Source organism: Bradyrhizobium sp. 138, from assembly GCF_023074075.1.
Lineage (GTDB): Bacteria > Pseudomonadota > Alphaproteobacteria > Rhizobiales > Xanthobacteraceae > Bradyrhizobium.
The window spans coordinates 269906-287377 of record NZ_JADPKT010000094.1; the positions used below are offsets into that span (position 1 = coordinate 269906).

Here is a 17472-nt window from a genome sequence, read left to right on the forward strand (position 1 = left end):
AGGAGCCCGCCTAAAGCGGGCGTCTCGAAGGATGGCTGCAGGGAGATCTACTCCGACATCGGCTTGTCGGAGATGTCCCAGTCCTTGCCGGTGAAGGTGGAGATGAACAGCGTCTTCATCGGCGTGTAGTCCTCAGGCGTGTAGCTGTAGGTGACGCCGTCGAGGAAGTAGGGCGAGTGGAAGCCTTTGAGGTTCGAGGCCTGCTTCAGCACGTTGGCGCGGGTGAGATCGTCGCCGCAGCGGCGCAGGATCTCGCCCATGGTCACCGCCTGGCCGTAGCCGGCGAAGGCGATGGTGTTGTCGGGGTCGATGGCCGGCGTGTATTTCTTGCGCAATTCCTCGAATGCCATCACGTCGGGGTCTTTCTCCCATTTCGGCAGGCCGACTTCCTTGTTGTAGCGGATGGCGACGATGCCGGTGGCGTTCTCCAGGCCCGCAGCGCTGAGGATGGAGCGGCCGGTCGAGCCCGCCGACAGCAATTGCAGCGGCTTCCAGCCGAGCTCGGCCACTTTGCGGATCGACTGCGACGACGCCTTGCCGGTGGAGATGTTGTAGAAGACGTCGGCGCCCGACTTCGAGAGATTGATGAGCTGGGAATCGACGGTCGGCTCGGTGAGATCATAGGTCTGCTCCATGATCACCTGCGCGGTGCCGCCGGCATCCGCCAGCACCTTTTTGAACGGCCCCAGGAAGTCGCGGCCGAAATCGTCGTTCTGATAGAGGATGCCGATCTTCGCGTTTGGCTTCACGGCAACGACGTGCCGCGCCAGAATGCGTGCCTCGGTCGGATAGAGCGGCAGGCCAGCCATCGTCCATTTGAACTCTTTCGGGTTATTCCACTTCGAGGTACCGGTGTTGAGCAGCAGCTGCGGCACGCCCTTGGAGTTCAGGTATTTGTGCACGGCGGTCTGCGGCGCGGTGCCGAGCGAGCCGTACAGCGCCAGCACTTCCTCCTGCTCGACAAGGCGCCGCGTCGCCTCGACGCATTTCGGCGCGCTGTAGGCATCGTCCATGGTGAGAAACTTGATCTTGCGTCCGTTGATGCCGCCCTTCTCGTTCAGCATCTGGAAATAAGCTTCGCCGATGCGCCCGAGCACGCCGTAGAGCGAGCCGGGGCCGGAATGCGGCACGGTCTGCCCGATCTTGATCTCGGTGTCGCTGGCGCCCGCATCGTATTTCTTCTCCGCGGCCCAGACATAGGGCGCGGGCAAAGTGGATGCGGCGATGGTGGCGAGCGCGGCGGCGCTGAAATCACGCCGCGATGGATTCTTCGTCATTATTTTTTTCTCCCTAAAGCATGACCCGGAAAAGTGCGCAGCGGTCTTCCGAAAAGGTCATGCTTAAACGACAACCTAAAGCGCGATGGCGATCGCGCTTTAGCGCGCGCATTGTGCTGGCAACGCAGCTCGGCTCGCAAGTGGGAAGTCGCCGCTTTGCGACGCAATGACGCTCAAATCGCGCGTTTAGCGCCTAGACTCAAGTTTTTTCGGCGACGACGACGAGGCCGCGCACCGGCTCGTTGTTCTCGTTGCGCGGCGAGGCCGGCTCCAGCGTCAGCAGCTTCAGGCCCGCCTTGGCGAGCGCGCCGCGCACATATTCCGCGGAGTGGGCATAACGCAGGCCTTCGCCGAGAACGACTCCGGTGCCGTCATGCGTTTCCAGCGTGAAGGCGAGCACGCCGCCTGATACGAGCACGCGCCTGGCTTCGTTGAGGATCGGCGCGAGGTCGGACAGATAAACGAACGCATCCGCGGCGACGACGAGATTCGCGCTTGTCTCCGCCTTGGTGCGCAGGCCTACGATCATGTCGGCGACTTCGAGCTCGGCATAGAGGCCCGTGGCGCGCGCCTGCTTGATCATGCCGGGCGACAGGTCGATGCCGATGAAATGGTCGACCTGCTTGGCGAAGGCGGCGGCTGCAAGGCCGGTGCCGCAGCCGAGATCGATGGCGCGCTTGAAATAGGCCGGCTTCTTCGCGGCGACCCGCGCGGCCAGCACCGCCTTGAAGATCAGGCCGGGCGCGCGGTAGCCGAGATCGTTGATCAGCGTATGCTCGAAGCGCGGCGCGTATTGGTCGAACAGCGCCTGCACATAAGCTTTGGGCATCTCGGTCATCTCGGCATCGCCGAGCCGCATCAGATGCAGGCCGGCGCCGTGCTGATCGCCAGGATCGGACCGGCGCGCCTCTCGAAACGCCGCGATCGCCTTGTCGCGCTCGCCGAGCTGCTGACGGATCTCGCCGAGCGTGAACCAGGCCGAGGTGAAGTCAGGCGCGAGCTCGATCGCCTGCTCGAGCAGGTCTGCGGCCGCGGGCAGGTCGCCCTTGAGCTGGAGATCGCGCGCGAATTCGAAGCGGCGGTCGGCCATGAGATCGCCGGAGGTCAGGAACAAGCGCAGGGGCATGGGAACCAGGAAGCGTAGGACGGGATGGCTCGAAGAGACGGTAATGCGGCCTATATATCAGGCATGCGCCCGCAAGACATCCTGTTGCCAGCTGCCGCCGGCCTGTGCTGCAAGCCCGGCGGATTCCATATCGACCCCGTCCGCCCGGTCGAGCGGGCCGTGATCACCCACGGCCATTCCGACCATGCCCGTGCCGGCCACGGCGCGGTGCTGGCGACGCAGGAGACGCTCGACATGATGCGGCTGCGCTATGGCGAGAACTTTGCCGGATCGACGCAAGCCATCCGCTATGGCGAGGAGATCCGGCTCGGCGACGTCAAAGTGAAGTTTCACCCGGCCGGCCACGTGCTGGGCTCGGCGCAGATCGCCGTGACCTGCAAGGATACCTGCATCGTCGCCTCCGGTGACTACAAGGACGCGCCCGACCCGACCTGCACGCCATTCGAGCTGGTGCGCTGCGACGTCTTCATCACCGAAGCGACGTTCGGGCTCCCCGTATTCCGGCATGGCGATGCCGCGGACGAAGTCAAGAAGTTGCTGGCCTCTGTCGCATTGTTTCCCGAGCGCGCGCATCTGGTCGGTGCCTACTCCCTCGGCAAGGCCCAGCGCGTGATCGCGCTGCTGCGCCAGGCCGGCTACGACGCGCCGATCTACCTGCATGGCGCGATGGAGACGATCACGCATTACTACCAGAGCCGCGGCATCGCGCTCGGCGAGCTCAGGCCGGTGAAGGGCGTCAAGAAGGCCGCGCTCGCCGGCACCATCACGCTGGCTCCGCCCTCAGCGACCTCCGATCTGTGGACGCGGCGCTTTCCCGATCCCGTCACCGCGTTCGCCTCGGGCTGGATGCGCGTGCGCGCCCGGGCGCGGCAGCGCGGCGTTGAGCTGCCGCTGGTGATCTCCGACCACGCCGATTGGGACGGCCTCACCGCCACGATCGGCGCGACCGGCGCCGGCGAAATCTGGGTCACCCACGGCCAGGAAGATGCGCTGGTGCATTGGTGCCGAAGCAAGGGTCTGCGCGCACAGCCGCTCGATCTCGTCGGTTATGGCGACGAGGAGGAGAGCGAGGCGCCGATCGCTGGCGAGGCCGAAGCATGAACCGCTTCGCCGAATTTCTGGACCGCCTCGCTTATGAACCCGGCCGCAACAACAAGCTGCGGCTGATCACCGGCTATTTCCGTGAGGTCGGCGACCCCGACCGCGGCTATGCGCTGGCCGCGCTCACCGGCGCGCTCAGCTTCAAGCACGCCAAGCCTGCGCTGATCCGCGATCTCATTGCGGCGCGCACGGACGAGGTGTTGTTTGGGTTGAGTTATGACTATGTCGGCGATCTCTCGGAGACAGTGGCGCTGATGTGGCCGCGGGCCGCGCTGGCTGGCCATAATAATCCGCCGCCCCCATCCCTCACCGAGGTCGTCAGCACGTTGCGCACGCTCGGCAAGACCGAGCTGCCGAAGCAGCTCGAGCGCTGGCTCGACGAGCTGGATGAGACCGGCCGCTGGGCGCTGCTAAAACTCGTCACCGGCGCGCTTCGCATCGGGATCTCCGCGCGCCTCGCCAAGACCGCGGCCGCCGCGCTCGGCGACAAGGACCCGCATGAGGTCGAGCTGATCTGGCCGGGCCTTGCGCCACCTTATCTCGACCTGTTCGCCTGGCTGGAAGGTCGCGCCGACAAGCCGGTCAATCGCGATCCCGCGCCGTTCCGCCCCGTGATGCTGGCGCATGCGATCGAGGACACCGATTTTGCCGCGCTCGATCCCGCCGACTACATCGCCGAATGGAAATGGGATGGCATCCGCGTGCAGGCGGTGGCGGGGCGCGACGACCGCGGACACATCACCGCGCGGCTCTATTCGCGCACCGGCGAGGACATCACAGGGAGCTTTCCCGACCTCGTGCCGTCGCTGCACCTACCCGGCGCGATCGATGGCGAGCTTTTGATCCTGCGTGAAGGCCGCGTGCAGAGCTTCAACGTCCTGCAGCAGCGGCTCAACCGCAAGGTCGTCTCGCCCAAGCTGATCAAGGAGTTTCCGATCCACCTTCGCGCCTATGATCTGCTCGGCGACGACGAGAATGATCTGCGCGAATTGCCGTTCGTGGAGCGGCGTGAGCGGTTGGAGACCTTCATCGAGAAGCTTAGCGATCCCCGCATCGATCTGTCGCCCACCGTGCCCTTCGCAAGCTGGGAGGCGCTGACGGCCGCGCGCGCGGATCCCGCGAGTGCTGGCGCCGGCGAAGATGCCGATGCCGTCGAGGGCGTGATGCTGAAGCGGCGCGATGCGCCTTATCTGCCAGGGCGGCCGAAGGGCCAGTGGTGGAAGTGGAAGCGTGATCCGCACATCATCGATGCCGTGCTGATGTATGCGCAGCGCGGCCACGGCAAGCGTTCGTCCTACTACTCCGACTACACCTTCGGCGTCTGGACCGCGGGCGAGGGCGGCGACGAGCTGGTGCCGGTCGGCAAGGCCTACTTCGGCTTCACCGACGAGGAGCTTTTGCAGATCGACCGCTTCGTCCGCCGCAACACCACGGAAAAATTCGGCCCCGTTCGCCATGTCGTGCACGAGCCGGACCAGGGTCTTGTGCTTGAGGTGGCGTTCGAGGGCCTGCAGCGCTCACCGCGGCACAAATCCGGCGTCGCCATGCGCTTCCCCCGCATCAGCCGCCTGCGCTGGGACAAGCCGCCGAAGGAGGCGGATCGGCTGGAGACGTTGGAAAGGATGCTGAAGGCGGAGCCGGCGGAGGTGGAGGTGTGAGGTATGTGGCGTGATCTCGCCTCGAAGGCAGTGCACTCCCTCTCCCGCTTGCGGGAGAGGGTTGGGGAGAGGGCTGTCTCCGCAGTGAGAGTCCCCAAGAGGCGAGAGCCCTCACCCGCGCCTTCGGCGCGACCTCTCCCGCAAGCGGGAGAGGTGACCGAGCTCGCGGCCGGCAGAGGGCCCAAACAAAGTGGAAGCGCTTGCCCGAATTAAACTCCCGTAACCCGATTGACGCACCGATCCGGGTTCCCCATGTGCCTCGCCGTGCCCTATAATGGGTCGAATCCGCCTGAGGAGTTTGAGATGGTCCAAGACGTCAGAGATTTGCCGGCCAGCCGTAGCGACGGGCTGAACCGCTTTCTCGGCGGCTCGCCGCTGGCGGTCGCGTTTCGCCTGGTCCTGCTCTCGATCCTGGTCGGCGTCGTGCTGGCGACGATCGGCTTCGATCCCTGGAACATTCTCACCAGCATCCGCCTCCTGTTCCAGCGCCTGTGGGATCTCGGCTTCGATACCATCAACTGGCTGTGGCGCTACTTCCTGCTCGGCGCGGTCATCGTGATCCCGATCTGGCTGCTCTCGCGCGTGTTCGGCGCGCCGCGCGGCCGATAAGTTGGGAGTCCGCAGCCGATGCAACTGCGTTTCGTCGGCTGCGGCGACGCCTTTGGTTCCGGTGGCAGGCTCAACACCTGCTTCCACGTCTCGGGGCGCGAGGCCAACTTCCTGATCGATTGCGGCGCGTCGGCTCTGCCGGCGCTGAAGCGGCTCGAGATCGCGCGCGACGACATCGATCTGATCCTGATCACGCATTTCCACGGCGACCATTTTGCCGGACTGCCGTTCCTGCTGCTCGACGCGCAGTTCTCGCGGCGGACGCGGCCGCTGACGATTGCGGGACCGCAAGGGATCGAGGCGCGACTTGCCCAATTGATGGAGGCGCTGTTCGAGCACTCCTCCAAGACCAAGCAGCGCTTCGAGCTCGAGGTCGTCGAGCTCGCGCCCGAGCAACGCAAGACCTTCGGCGCGGTGACGGTGACGCCCTATCCGGTGGTGCACGGCGAATCCGGTGGTCCTTTCCTCGCCTACCGCGTCGAGGCCGAGCGCCGCACGCTCGCCTACAGCGCCGACACCGAATGGACGGAGACGCTCATTCCGCTGGCGCAAGGCGCGGACCTTTTCATCGCCGAAGCCTATATGTACGAGAAGGTGGTCAAGAACCATCTCAGCCTGAAGACCTTGGAACAGCATCTGCCTGATATCGGCGCAAAACGCCTCGTCCTCACCCATATGAGCGACGACATGCTGTCGCGCCTCGACGATATCTCGCATCTCGCCGCCGAAGACGGCATGGTCCTCGTATTCTGAGATGCACGCGCCCGTTCCCCTCAAGATCGGCTCCCGCCAGGTGTTCGCCATCGCAGGTCCCGCGATGGTCGCGAACCTCACCACGCCGCTGATCGGCATTGTCTCGACCACGGCGATCGGACGGCTGGACGATGCCGCGCTGCTCGGCGGCGTCGCGATCGCGTCGGTGATCTTCGACTGCCTGTTCTGGTTGTTCGGCTTCCTGCGCATGAGCACGCTCGCCTTCACCGCGCAATCGCTGGGCGCGGGCGAGGTGCGTGAGCCGGCCGCGATCCTGGCGCGTGGCTTCATCGTTGCCGGCCTGATCGGCCTCGCGCTGATCGTGCTGCAATTGCCGCTGGCCGCTGTGCTGTTCGATCTCATGGGCGGCAGCGAGGGGGTGACGCGGGCCGCGAAGACCTACTTCCAGATACGGATCTGGTCGTCGCCGTTCGCGCTCGCCAATTACGTCGTCCTCGGCTGGCTGATCGGAAAGGCCCGCGCCAATTCGGCCCTGTTGCTTCAGGTCGTCATCAACCTCGTCAACATGGCAGCGACGATCCTGCTGGTGCTGGTCTACGACACCGGCATCGCCGGTGCCGCGATCTCAGCGCTGTTGTCAGAAGCGGTCGGGTTCGTTCTCGGCGTGATCGTCTGCCGTCATCACGCCGAGGGCGGCTTCGCCGTGCCGTACAGGACGCTGCTCGACCGTGACAAGCTGTTGCGGCTGCTGGCGGTGAATTCCGACATCATGATCCGCACCGCGGCCCTGATCGCTGTCTTCCTGTTCTTCACCGCCAAGGGCGCGCAGGCCGGCGACGTCACGCTGGCCGCCAATTCGGTGCTCAACAACTTCCTGCTGGTCAGCGCCTTCTTCCTCGACGGTCTCGCCAATGCGGCGCAGCAGCTCTGCGGCCGCACCCTCGGCGCACGCGATGCAAAGGGATTTGCCGCTTCGACCCGGCTGGTGCTGCTGTGGGGGCTCGGCTTTGCCATCGTCGTCGCCGTGCTGTTCGCGCTGTGCGGGCCGGCCCTGGTCGATGTCATGACGGCGAGTGACGACGTCCGCCGTGCCGCGCGCGAATTCCTCCCCTTCGTCGTGCTGGCGCCGATCCCCGCCGTGTTCGCCTTCGGCTTCGATGGCATCTATATCGGCGCGACCTGGGCGCGCGAGATGCGCAATCTGATGCTGGCTTCGCTCGCGATCTTCCTCGGCACCTGGTGGGCGCTGCAATCGTTCGGCAATGCCGGACTGTGGTGGGCGCTGATGGCCTCCTACCTCTCGCGCGGCGGCTTGCAGGCCGCAAGGTATCCGGCGCAGTTCAGGATGACGTTCGCCAAATCATAGCTTTCGTGTCCCGGACGCGCTGCAGCGTGAAACGCTGCTGCGCTGAGCCGGGACCCATCTCTCCTCGAATTCGCTGCCACATGGGCCCCGGCTCTGCAGCGCACCACGCCGAAGATGGCGCGCTGCGCTGCGCCCGGGGCACGCGACCGCCTCACATCCCCGGCCAGTCTTCCGCCGTCAGCGTCGCAGCGTCCGCGCCGACGATCTCGGATAGCGAATCCCGCCCGGTGCGGAGCAGCGTCGAGGTGAGATCGCGCTTGATCTCGTCGACGAGACCGAGGCCCTTGTAGACCAGCGATGAATAGAGCTGGATCAGGCTGGCGCCGGCGCGGATTTTCGTCAGCGCGGCGCCGCCGGAATCGACGCCGCCGACGCCGATCAGCGGGAAGGCTCCCTCGACACGCACATAGGTCTCCGCGACCATGCGCGTCGACAGGCGGAACAGCGGCCGGCCGGACAGGCCGCCTTGCTCCCTGGCGCGCATCTCCGCCCGCAGCGTGCTCGGCCGCGCGATCGTCGTGTTCGACACGATCATGCCGTCGACCCGGCGCGAGCGCGCGACCTGCACGACGTCGTCGAGCTGGGCAAGGCTCAAATCCGGCGCGATCTTGAGCAGCACCGGCGTGTCGCCGGCCTTCTGGCGCACGCGTTCGCGGGCGTCGATCACGCGCGCGAGGAGATCGTCGAGCAGCGCGCCTTCCTGCAGATTGCGCAGGCCGGGCGTGTTCGGCGAGGAGACATTGACGGTGAAATAGCTCGCGACCGGCGCGAAGGTCTCGATCAGCTTGACGTAGTCGCCGACGCGGTCCGGCGAATCCTTGTTGGCGCCGACATTGACGCCGACGATGCCGCCGTGCTGCGCGCGCGCAGCTAGCCGGCGCAACGCGACATCGGCGCCGTCATTGTTGAAACCCATGCGGTTGATGATCGCTTCGTCGCGCTCGAGCCGGAACAGCCGCGGTCGCGGATTGCCAGCTTGCGGCTTCGGCGTCACCGAGCCGATCTCGACGAAGCCGAAGCCGAGCCGCAGCAACGCGTCCGGCACCTCCGCGCTCTTGTCGAAGCCCGCGGCCATGCCGATCGGATTGGGAAAGTTGAGCCCGAAGGCGCGCATCGCGAGCTTGGGATCGTCAGCGCGCGGCTTGATCGGCGGCAGGAAGCGCAGGCCCTGGATCGCCAGGCGATGCGCGTCTTCCGGATCGAGCCAGCGCAGCACCGGCAGCGAAAAGGCGTCGAAAGCGCGAATCACGGGGCAAGCTCCGGAACGTCGTGGCTGCCGTCGGAATGGGTGTTGAGATTTATCACCGCGATCACGGCGCCGAGATCGAGCTCGCCGTAGAGATGCGGAAACAGCTCGTCATTGCGCGCGCGCTCCCAGCGCAGTTCGCTGCCGAGCGCGTCGCCGTCGACCTCGACCAGGAACAGCGCGCGCTGCCCGAAATAGTGCTTGCGGAGGGTCTCGGGAACCTGCGCCGCGGTCGAGAAATGGATGAAACCGTCGCGCGCATCGTCCGCGCTGCCGAGGTAGACACCCTGCCGTTCCGCCTCGCGCCAGGCCGAGGCCGGACAGATTTTGTAGATCTTGACCACCGCTACCGCAGCCCCGTTTGCTCTTTGAGTCTTTTGGGTTTTTTCGTGTATTGCGGGTCCTGAAAACCCGGGCGCGACCGTAAAGGCCGCCCCTTCCGAACTCAAGACTTAGAGCCTATTCCGTGCCGATGAAATCGGAACGAGGCTCCAAATTTCCGTTTTGACGCGTTTTCTGCACACGAACCGGTGTCCGCCTTGGTTGAAAGCGCCTCTCTCGCCGCCTCTTGCGCGAAAACCGGAAAACCGGTTGATTTGAGGACAGTTTTCCTGAGTTGCGACGGGCTGGACCTTCCATGGTCAGACAGGCCAAAGCGCAGAGGATACTGACTCACGACCAGATCTGGGTCGCGCTGGATCGGCTGGCGGCGCGCGCCGGCCTGTCGCCGTCCGGCCTTGCCAAGCGCGCCGGGCTCGATCCCACCACCTTCAACAGGTCCAAGCGCGTCACCTCTGGCGGCCGCGAGCGCTGGCCCTCGACCGAATCGATCGCGAAGGCACTGGCGGCGGCCGACGCCTCGATCGAGAGTTTTGCGAGGTTGATCGACGATGACGCCGGCGACGGCCGCTCGATACCGCTGCTCGGCTTCGCGCTGGCCGCCGCGAGCGGCGCTTTCGACGAGTCCGGCCTTCCCGCCGGCAAGGGCTGGACCGAAATCGCGCTTCCCACTGCCGGCGATGGCCACGCTTTTGCGCTGGAGATTTCCGGCGATGCGCTGCTGCCGGCCTATCGCGACGGCGACATCATTCTGGTCTCGCCGGGCACGCCGATCCGCAAGGGCGATCGCGTCGTGGTGAAGACGAGGACGGACGAGGTGACGATCGCGACGCTGAAGCGCCGCACGGCGAAGGCATTGGACCTGCAGCCGCTCGATGCCTCGCAAGCGGCACGGACGATCCAGGTGGGCGACCTCGCCTGGATCGCACGGATCGTCTGGGCGAGCCAGTGATTGCGGAGACAGTTCCGGTCAGGAGACTTCCGTTGCGTTTCACAGCACTTCGAAGATCTTATAGGCGACAGCGCCCTCAACAAGATAACCCTTGCCGACGCAGACGATGTCATTGAGCCAGGCATAGGTTTGCGAGCCGGTTTCGAACAGCGGATTGGTGCGGAAGTAATATCCGGCGGGATCGACCTGGGTGCGGTGCGCGGGATCCGCCATCTCGGCGCGCAAATGCTGCGGCGTCACCCAGCGCCCGCCATAGGTCATATAAATCAGCTCGCCGTCGTGCGTGCGCAGCGACAGCCGGACATCGAGCGTCATGGCGCCGTCGGCGCGAAACAATGCCCAGTCGCCGCCGCCCCGCAGCACTTCGCCGCGCAGGCGCGGGCCCTCGAACGAACCCTTGGCTGCGCCGAACAACACGCGCTGCCCGACGGGCCCCGCGCCGAAATTGAGGCGCGGATCGAGATCGACGACGATGTCGAACAGGTGCCGGGTCGCAAGGTCGCCGGCGGACTTCACGCGTGGATCGGCCATGTTCTAGCTCTCCTTGATGCCGTGGATGGAAATGCTGTCGGCGATCTATGCCGCCTGCGCGGCGTCGCCGAACAGCTTGCGCCTGACCGCATCGGTCGAGACCCCGGATTGGGCGCAGAGCTCGGAGAGATCGAAGACGAAGCGCTCGTGGACGATTTTGTCGTCGCGAAAGCCAAAGGTGATGAACACCGGCAGCTCGGCGCGACGGCCGTTCGGCACGACGCCGAAGCGATCGCCCGTCATTGTCATCCGGGCGGTACCCCAGCAGACCAGCGTGCCGTCGGACCAGGCGTGGCCATCGAGCGTCACGTGATAGTCCGGGAAGGACTTGAAGAAGCGCGTCAGGATGCGCTCGTTTTCGGCAAGACCCTGCGCTCTCGTGCCGAAGGCCGGCGTCTCCAGCACCATGTCGGGATGCAAGACCTCCAGCGCGGCAGCGACATCCTGCCGGCTCTTCGCGATCGCCAGCCTTTCCGCCAGCTCGAACATGCGCTTGCCGTCCATGGGTTACCTCATGACATTCTACGTGTTTAAGACATACATCGTGTATGTTATATGCCGTTTGATACCTGCGCGTCAAGCATTAGGTTGCGCGCGATGCGGGCGAAGGATCCTCCAAAGAGCCGTCGGGAAGAGTACAGCGAGGCCACCAGGCAGGCGCTGCTCGATGCTGGCCGCCAAGCGTTTGCGGCCCATGGATTTCAGGCGGCCGGCATGGAGGCGATCTCGCGGGCGGCGCGGGTCACGCGCGGCGCGTTCTACCATCACTTCGAGGACAAGAAGGCACTGTTCGACGCCGTAGTGGTCGCCATGCAGCAAGAGGCCGCCGCCAGAATCGAGGCCGCGGCACGGGGCGAGCGCAAGATCTGGGATCGTCTCAGCGCCGGCATCGACGCCTATCTCGATGCCTGCGAAGAGCCGGACTATGCGCGCATCGTCATCCAGGAGGCGCAGGCCGTGCTCGGCGAGCCGCGCTATCGCGAGATCGAGGAGACCTATCCGACCGCGCTGCTGATCGCGACGCTGCGGGCCCTGAAGCGCGACGGCGAATTGAACGCGGACGATGTCGATCTGCTGAGCCGGATGATCGACGCCATGATCTGCAAGATCGGGCTGTTGCTCCCCTACGCGGACGATTCCAAGAAGCTGCGCAGAAACGGACAGAAAATCGTCGCGGCCGTGCTTGAGACATTCCGCCAGAAGGCGTGAACCTGCCTCGAGCTGGCGATCGCCCCCGATCGCCATTGCGACTCACCGGCCCTCTCGCATAGGTTGCGGCCGATAGTGCCGATCCAGTTTGTCTTAGGGGGATACGATGAATCGCCGTCACGCATTGAAGGCCCTGGCGGGTCTTGCGCTCTGTCCGCTCTGCAAGCCGGCCTTCGCCGCCGAGGGCGTGCATTGGAGCTACGAGGGCGCCGGCGGCCCGGCCAAATGGGGCGATCTCGACGCGGCCAACAAGGCCTGCGGTATCGGGCTGCAGCAATCCCCGATCGACATCGAGGGGGCGATCAAGTCGCAATTGCCGGTTCTGAAGCTGAACTGGGGCAAGAGCGCCGACACCATCGTCAACAACGGGCATACGATCCAGCTCAACTTCGCCGAGGGCAGCACGCTCATGCTCGGCAACGTCAAGTACAAGCTGCTTCAGGTGCACTTCCACCGGCCGAGCGAGCACATGATCGGCGGCAAGAATTTTCCGATGGAGGCGCATTTCGTCCATCGCAACGAGGCCGGCGGGCTCGCCGTGGTCGGCGTGCTGATGGCCGAAGGCAGGCCGAACGCGGCCTTCGGCAAGATCGTCAAGACCATGCCGGCGGCGGAAGGCCCCGCGGTGAAGGCGGATGCGACCATCGATCCGCACGCGATGCTGCCGCAAAGGCTCAGCTATTTCCGCTATCCCGGCTCGCTGACGACGCCGCCCTGCTCGGAGGTGGTGGAATGGCTGCTGCTGACCGACCCGATTCAGGTCTCGGCCATGGATGTCGCCGCCTTCGCAAAGCTCTATCCGATGAATGCACGCCCGGTGCAGAAGGATAACCGGCGTTACGTGCTGCGCTCGATCTGAGCGGGGAGTCTCGTAGCCCGGATGAGCGAAGCGACATCCGGGACCGCTGTTGAGGCACCCCGGATATCGCTGCGCTCATCCGGGCTACGCATTTTCTGCTGGTCTATGCACTCCGCGCCAGCGCACCGTCGATCATGTTCACCGCGTTCTGCACGCCGTACACCGCGACGAAAGAGCCGAAGCGCGGGCCCTTCTCCTGGCCGAGCAGGACCTGGTAGAGCATGTTGAACCAGTCCAGCGTGACGCCGGGACGGCCATCCTTGCCCTTCTTGACCTGATCGAGGAACGGCTCGCGGCGGCCGATCTCGTAGACGACGTTCTGGATGTCCTCGGCCGACGCGTCCGGCGCCAGCTGTGACAGCGCATCGCGCAGATCCTGAAGTGCGGCGCGCTCGGTCTCGGTGGGTTCGCGGAATTGCTTCGTCGGCGCGACGAAGTCGCGATAGTAATTGATGGCGTAGCCGACCATGGCATCGAGCTTGGGATGCGTCTGCGGGCTCACGCCGGGACGATAGCGGCCGATGAAGCCCCACAGCGTCTCGGCATTCTCCGCGTTCGACGACGACACCAGCGTCAGCAGCAGCTGGAAGGTGACGGGCATGTCGCCCTTCGGCGGATGGCCGTTGTGGATGTGCCAGACCGGATTGCCGAGCTGCTGCTTGCCGTCCTGCTTGGCGAAGCCGTCGATGAACTGCTGGTAGTCGTCGACGTTGCGCGGGATGACGTCGAAATAGAGCCGCTTGGCCGCCTTCGGCTCGCGATACATGAACAGCGACAGCGATTCCGGCGAGGCGTAGCGCAGCCATTCGTCGATGGTCAGGCCGTTGCCCTTGGACTTCGAGATCTTCTGGCCCTGCTCGTCGAGGAAGAGCTCGTAGTTGAAGCCTTCGGGCGGCGTGGCGCCGAGCGCCCTGGCGATCGCACCGGACAGCTTCACGGAATCGATCAGGTCCTTGCCGGCCATCTCGTAGTCGACGCCGAGCGCGACCCAGCGCATCGCCCAGTCGGCCTTCCACTGGCACTTCACGTTGCCGCCGGTGACTGGCGTCTCGACCTCCTGGTTCGTGTCAGGGTCGACATAGGTCACCGTGCCTGCCGCGACATCTCGGCGGATCATCGGCACCTGCAGCACGACACCCGTCGTCTTGCTGATCGGGAGGAACGGCGAATAGGTGGCGCGGCGATCGGGGCCGAGCGTCGGCAGGATGATCGCCATCACCTTGTCGTAGGCGGCGAGCATCTTGAGCAGCGTCGCGTCGAAGCGGCCGGATGTGTAGTAGTCGGTCGAGCTCGCGAACTCGTAGTCGAAGCCGAAATGATCGAGGAAGGCGCGTAGGCGCGCATTGTTGTGGTGCCCGAACGAGGGATATTCGTTTGAGAACGGATCCGGCACCCGCGTCAGCGGCTTGCCGAGATGCGCGGCCAGCATCTCCTTGTTGGGGACGTTGTCGGGCACTTTCCGAAACCCGTCCATGTCGTCGGAGAAGGCGAGCAGGCGTGTCTTGATCTTGTCCTCGGTCAGCACGCGGAACGCGTGCCGCACCATCGAGGTGCGCGCGACCTCGCCGAAGGTGCCGATATGCGGCAGGCCTGACGGCCCGTAACCGGTCTCGAACAGCACCTCGTCCTTCTGGCTCTTCTTCAGCCGCGCGACAATGGCCTTCGCCTGCTCGAACGGCCAGGCGTTGGATTGTTCGGCGAGCGCACGCAGATCGCTCGGGCTCATGCTGGGATCGATAACGGACATCAAGAAGGGCCTCCGGGCCGCGGAAAATAGCGATTTCCGGGCAGAATGCAAAAGCGTTGATCGTCATTCCGGGTTCACGCTTCGCGCGCCCCGGAATGAGCGGGATTGAATGATTAGAACGGGCTCACCGAGAAATACCGCAGCCACAGATCGGTGTAGCGTCCCTTTTCCCAGAGGCGGAACAGGGCCCAGTTCAGGGCCTGGCGCAGCACGTCGTTGCCCTTTCGCACGGCGATGCCGATGCCTTCGCCGAAGAAGCGGCTCTCGACGAAGGGGCCGCCGGAGAAGGCACAGCAATCGCCGGAATCGGTGCCGTTGATCCAGAACGCCAGCGAGATGGCGTCGCCGAAGATGAAATCAACCTCGCCCTTGCGCAAGGCGGCGCGCATCGCATCGTCGTTGGGATAGGGATGCAGCTCGGCGTCGGTGAACATGGCCTTGAGATAGGCCTCGTGCGCGGAGCCGGCGATGATTCCGACCTTCTTGCCCTCGAGATATTCGGGCCGGATTTCCGGCATCACCGCGTCCTTGCGCGAGGCGAAGCGCGCCGGCACGCGATAGTAGGGATCGGTGAAATCGACGCGGGCGCGCAGCTGCGGGCTCACCGCCATCGAGGCGATGATGGCATCGCCGCGGTTGGAGGAGAGCGCGTCGACCAGCGTCTCGAAGCGGCGCATCTGCACGGTGCAGGTGACCTTGATCTCCTCGCACAGGCTACGGGCGAGATCGACGTTGAAGCCGGCCGGGTTGCCGTCAGCGCCGGTATAGTTGAACGGCGGATAGTCGGTCTCGGTCAGGAAGCGGATCACGGTCAGGCGCGACAGGTCCGGCCGCTCCGGCCGCCGCCGCGGATCCCAGAAGCCGGGTACGGCCTGCGGGGCGGCCTGGGGCGCGACCTGCGGCGTGGCCTGAGGTGCCGCCGGAGGCCGCTTGGCGGGAGCCTGAGCCTTGGCCCCGGACAGGCCTGCGAACAGGCAAGTGCCGACGACCAGCGCCGTCAGCAAGCTACGGGCAGATTTGGACGATTTCGCCTGGTGCGCTGGAGCCATCGGCCGGAAATGAACGAATTTCATTGAGATCGGAGGGCCTTATAGACCATCCCGCCGGGAACGCGAACGCGGATTATGGGCTGGTGAAGGTCTCTCCGCCGTCATGCCCGGCCATGACGATATGGGAAGCACTGCGCCTAAATCGGACTCAGAGATACTTCTTCAAATCCGCCGCCGCCTCTTCCGGCGTCCGCTTCAGATTGAACGGCGAGACGAACCTCCCCTCGCGATCCATCAGATAGACCAGCGCGGTGTGGTCCATGGTGTAGTCGCCGTCCTTGGTCGGGACCTTCTTGGCGTAGACCCGGTAGGAGGTGATGACCTTGGCGGTCTCGGCGGGATCGCCGGACAGGCCCGCGAGGTGCGGATCGAAGCTCGACAGATACTCCTTTATGGTCGCCGGCGTATCGCGCTCCGGATCGACCGAGATGAAGATGGCATTGACCTTGTCGGCATCCTTGCCCATCGCCCGCAGCACTTCCGAGATCTCGAACAGCGAGGTCGGGCAGACGTCGGGGCAATGGGTGTAGCCGAAGAAGATCAGGGTCGGCTTGCCCTTCAGGCTCTTGTCGGTGACGGCCTTGCCGTTCTGGTCGGTCAGCTGGAACGGGCCGCCGATCGCGGCCGGTTGCGCCACCTTGCTGACCCCGCCCATGGCCCAGAACATGATCAGGAGCCCGACAACGAGACTTGCGGCGAAGGCGGTCGCGATCACCAGCGGACGGGCGGCGGAACTCATGGGCGGACAACTTCCTGTCGCGGATCAGAAGCAGGCGGCGAAACCGGTCCTGATCATTTCGAAGAACATCTGGGTGCCGTAGTGGAACCACAGCGCCAGCGCGCCGAGCACGAGCAATCCACCGATCGCCACGCCCGCCCACAGCAGCACGGACGGCGTCCGGCCGGCAGTGGACGAATTGTCCTGTAACGGATGCGTCGGGTGCAGCGGTTGAGCCATGACAATGATCGGGGGCGAAGGCCCCGGTTCCCAAGCTCTCAAATAAGCGTTGGCCCGCGGGCGGGCAAGGCGCCGCCAGCGGGTTAAGGCGCCGCCAGCGGGCAAGGCGCCGCCAGCGGGCCAGAACATCCAATCAGGGCGAGTCCAATCAGGCCGAGAACGTCAGTGCAGGAGCTGGCCCCGGGCGGATTCCAGCCGGTCCGCTTGCGGGAGGGACCGGCGCGACGGCTTGATAGCCGAGGCCTGGGCGTCCAGGTAGCAGGGCTTGTACATGGCCTGGAGCTGCTTGCCCCTCAGGAACAGCATATGCGGCGTGAGGCCGCCACGCTGGTTGATCCAGCGCCTCACCTGCGATGGGTACATCGCATAGAGCATCTGGGTCGCCTCGGTATTGGTGACGGCGCGGCCATTGCTGCCGAAATCCCAGGCCGCGTGGAAGCCGAGCGTTGCGCTCGAGGTCACGCAGATGCGGTCATGCGGGATGGCGCCGAGGACGATGGTGCAGGCCGAGGCGCAGAGGCCGTCGATGATGACGGTTTCGCCCGACTGACGCAGGTCCTGGTACCTGTCGACGTAAGTTCCGATCCGGCCGCCGCGGTCATCCGCGATCCGAACCACCGCGTGAGACGCCCCCATGCCAGCGATCAGCAGAACCGCCGCAAGCAACCCCGTCAGAAACTTCATTGGCCCCCGCCCCGGTCGAATTCGAATCTGCGTGTCAGGTGGTGATG

19 protein-coding genes are annotated in these 17472 nt (G+C 65.1%); 8 read left to right on the top strand and 11 right to left on the bottom strand.

Annotation, left to right across the window (positions count from 1 at the left end; translation table 11 throughout):
- Window positions 1-47: 47 nt before the first annotated feature.
- Complete coding sequence (locus tag IVA79_RS33530; protein ID WP_247561355.1) at window positions 48-1277, bottom strand: ABC transporter substrate-binding protein; 1230 nt, start codon at window positions 1275-1277, stop codon at window positions 48-50.
- A gap of 199 nt (window positions 1278-1476) precedes the next feature.
- A complete protein-coding gene (locus IVA79_RS33535; RefSeq protein ID WP_247561357.1) occupies window positions 1477-2403 on the bottom strand; it encodes a methyltransferase domain-containing protein in 927 nt (308 codons plus the stop codon).
- Between the two features lie 63 nt (window positions 2404-2466).
- On the opposite strand from IVA79_RS33535, the gene IVA79_RS33540 reads away from it, so the two are divergent.
- The 5 genes from IVA79_RS33540 (at window position 2467) to IVA79_RS33560 (ending at window position 7851) form a co-directional block, all read left to right on the top strand.
- Window positions 2467-3504: a ligase-associated DNA damage response exonuclease gene (locus tag IVA79_RS33540; protein WP_247561533.1), complete on the top strand. Its 1038-nt coding sequence runs from the start codon at window positions 2467-2469 to the stop codon at window positions 3502-3504.
- Window positions 3501-5162, top strand: coding sequence for an ATP-dependent DNA ligase (locus IVA79_RS33545; RefSeq protein WP_247561359.1), 1662 nt, complete (start codon window positions 3501-3503; stop codon window positions 5160-5162). The genes IVA79_RS33540 and IVA79_RS33545 overlap by 4 nt, the downstream gene beginning before the upstream one ends.
- Before the next feature lie 303 nt (window positions 5163-5465).
- Window positions 5466-5771 carry a DUF6460 domain-containing protein gene (locus IVA79_RS33550; protein ID WP_247561361.1) on the top strand — a complete coding sequence of 102 codons (306 nt, stop codon included), beginning with the start codon at window positions 5466-5468 and terminating at the stop codon, window positions 5769-5771.
- Window positions 5772-5789: 18 nt separating this feature from the next.
- Window positions 5790-6524: an MBL fold metallo-hydrolase gene (locus IVA79_RS33555; RefSeq protein ID WP_247561362.1), complete on the top strand. Its 735-nt coding sequence runs from the start codon at window positions 5790-5792 to the stop codon at window positions 6522-6524.
- A gap of 1 nt (window position 6525) precedes the next feature.
- A complete protein-coding gene (locus tag IVA79_RS33560; protein WP_247561367.1) occupies window positions 6526-7851 on the top strand; it encodes an MATE family efflux transporter in 1326 nt (441 codons plus the stop codon).
- 151 nt (window positions 7852-8002) lie between these two features.
- Here IVA79_RS33560 and IVA79_RS33565 read toward each other — a convergent pair whose 3' ends face one another.
- Together IVA79_RS33565 and IVA79_RS33570 are read right to left on the bottom strand one after the other, a co-directional pair.
- Window positions 8003-9100 carry a quinone-dependent dihydroorotate dehydrogenase gene (locus IVA79_RS33565; protein WP_247561376.1) on the bottom strand — a complete coding sequence of 366 codons (1098 nt, stop codon included), beginning with the start codon at window positions 9098-9100 and terminating at the stop codon, window positions 8003-8005.
- On the bottom strand, window positions 9097-9441 hold the full coding sequence (locus IVA79_RS33570) for a DUF952 domain-containing protein (protein WP_247561377.1): 345 nt from the start codon (window positions 9439-9441) through the stop codon (window positions 9097-9099). Before IVA79_RS33570 ends, IVA79_RS33565 begins: the two co-directional genes overlap by 4 nt.
- 293 nt (window positions 9442-9734) lie before the next feature.
- On the opposite strand from IVA79_RS33570, the gene IVA79_RS33575 reads away from it, so the two are divergent.
- A complete protein-coding gene (locus IVA79_RS33575; protein WP_247561379.1) occupies window positions 9735-10388 on the top strand; it encodes a helix-turn-helix transcriptional regulator in 654 nt (217 codons plus the stop codon).
- A gap of 39 nt (window positions 10389-10427) precedes the next feature.
- On the opposite strand, the gene IVA79_RS33580 is transcribed toward IVA79_RS33575, so the two are convergent.
- On the bottom strand, window positions 10428-10919 hold the full coding sequence (locus IVA79_RS33580) for a DUF3237 domain-containing protein (protein WP_247561381.1): 492 nt from the start codon (window positions 10917-10919) through the stop codon (window positions 10428-10430).
- A gap of 45 nt (window positions 10920-10964) precedes the next feature.
- Window positions 10965-11423 (bottom strand): ester cyclase, encoded by a 459-nt coding sequence (locus IVA79_RS33585; protein WP_247561382.1) that lies wholly within the window; start codon window positions 11421-11423, stop codon window positions 10965-10967.
- Between the two features lie 93 nt (window positions 11424-11516).
- On the opposite strand from IVA79_RS33585, the gene IVA79_RS33590 reads away from it, so the two are divergent.
- Window positions 11517-12128, top strand: coding sequence for a TetR/AcrR family transcriptional regulator (locus tag IVA79_RS33590; protein WP_247561383.1), 612 nt, complete (start codon window positions 11517-11519; stop codon window positions 12126-12128).
- A gap of 106 nt (window positions 12129-12234) precedes the next feature.
- The gene (locus tag IVA79_RS33595; RefSeq protein WP_247561384.1) at window positions 12235-12987 is read left to right on the top strand and encodes a carbonic anhydrase family protein; all 753 of its coding nucleotides are present in this window, start codon (window positions 12235-12237) and stop codon (window positions 12985-12987) included.
- A gap of 103 nt (window positions 12988-13090) precedes the next feature.
- Here the strand turns inward: IVA79_RS33595 and IVA79_RS33600 are convergent, their stop codons facing one another.
- The 5 genes from IVA79_RS33600 to IVA79_RS33620 all read right to left on the bottom strand — a co-directional run bounded on the left by IVA79_RS33600 (window position 13091) and on the right by IVA79_RS33620 (window position 17425).
- Window positions 13091-14734 carry a lysine--tRNA ligase gene (locus tag IVA79_RS33600; RefSeq protein ID WP_247561534.1) on the bottom strand — a complete coding sequence of 548 codons (1644 nt, stop codon included), beginning with the start codon at window positions 14732-14734 and terminating at the stop codon, window positions 13091-13093.
- 113 nt (window positions 14735-14847) lie between these two features.
- A complete protein-coding gene (locus IVA79_RS33605; protein WP_247561535.1) occupies window positions 14848-15783 on the bottom strand; it encodes a transporter substrate-binding domain-containing protein in 936 nt (311 codons plus the stop codon).
- A gap of 148 nt (window positions 15784-15931) precedes the next feature.
- Window positions 15932-16522, bottom strand: a complete 591-nt coding sequence (locus IVA79_RS33610) for an SCO family protein (protein ID WP_247561385.1) — start codon at window positions 16520-16522, stop codon at window positions 15932-15934.
- Window positions 16523-16546: 24 nt separating this feature from the next.
- On the bottom strand, window positions 16547-16741 hold the full coding sequence (locus tag IVA79_RS33615; RefSeq protein ID WP_247561386.1) for a hypothetical protein: 195 nt from the start codon (window positions 16739-16741) through the stop codon (window positions 16547-16549).
- A 162-nt stretch (window positions 16742-16903) separates the two neighbouring features.
- Entirely contained in the window at window positions 16904-17425 is a 522-nt protein-coding gene (locus IVA79_RS33620; protein ID WP_247561387.1) for a hypothetical protein, read from the bottom strand.
- Window positions 17426-17472: the final 47 nt, after the last annotated feature.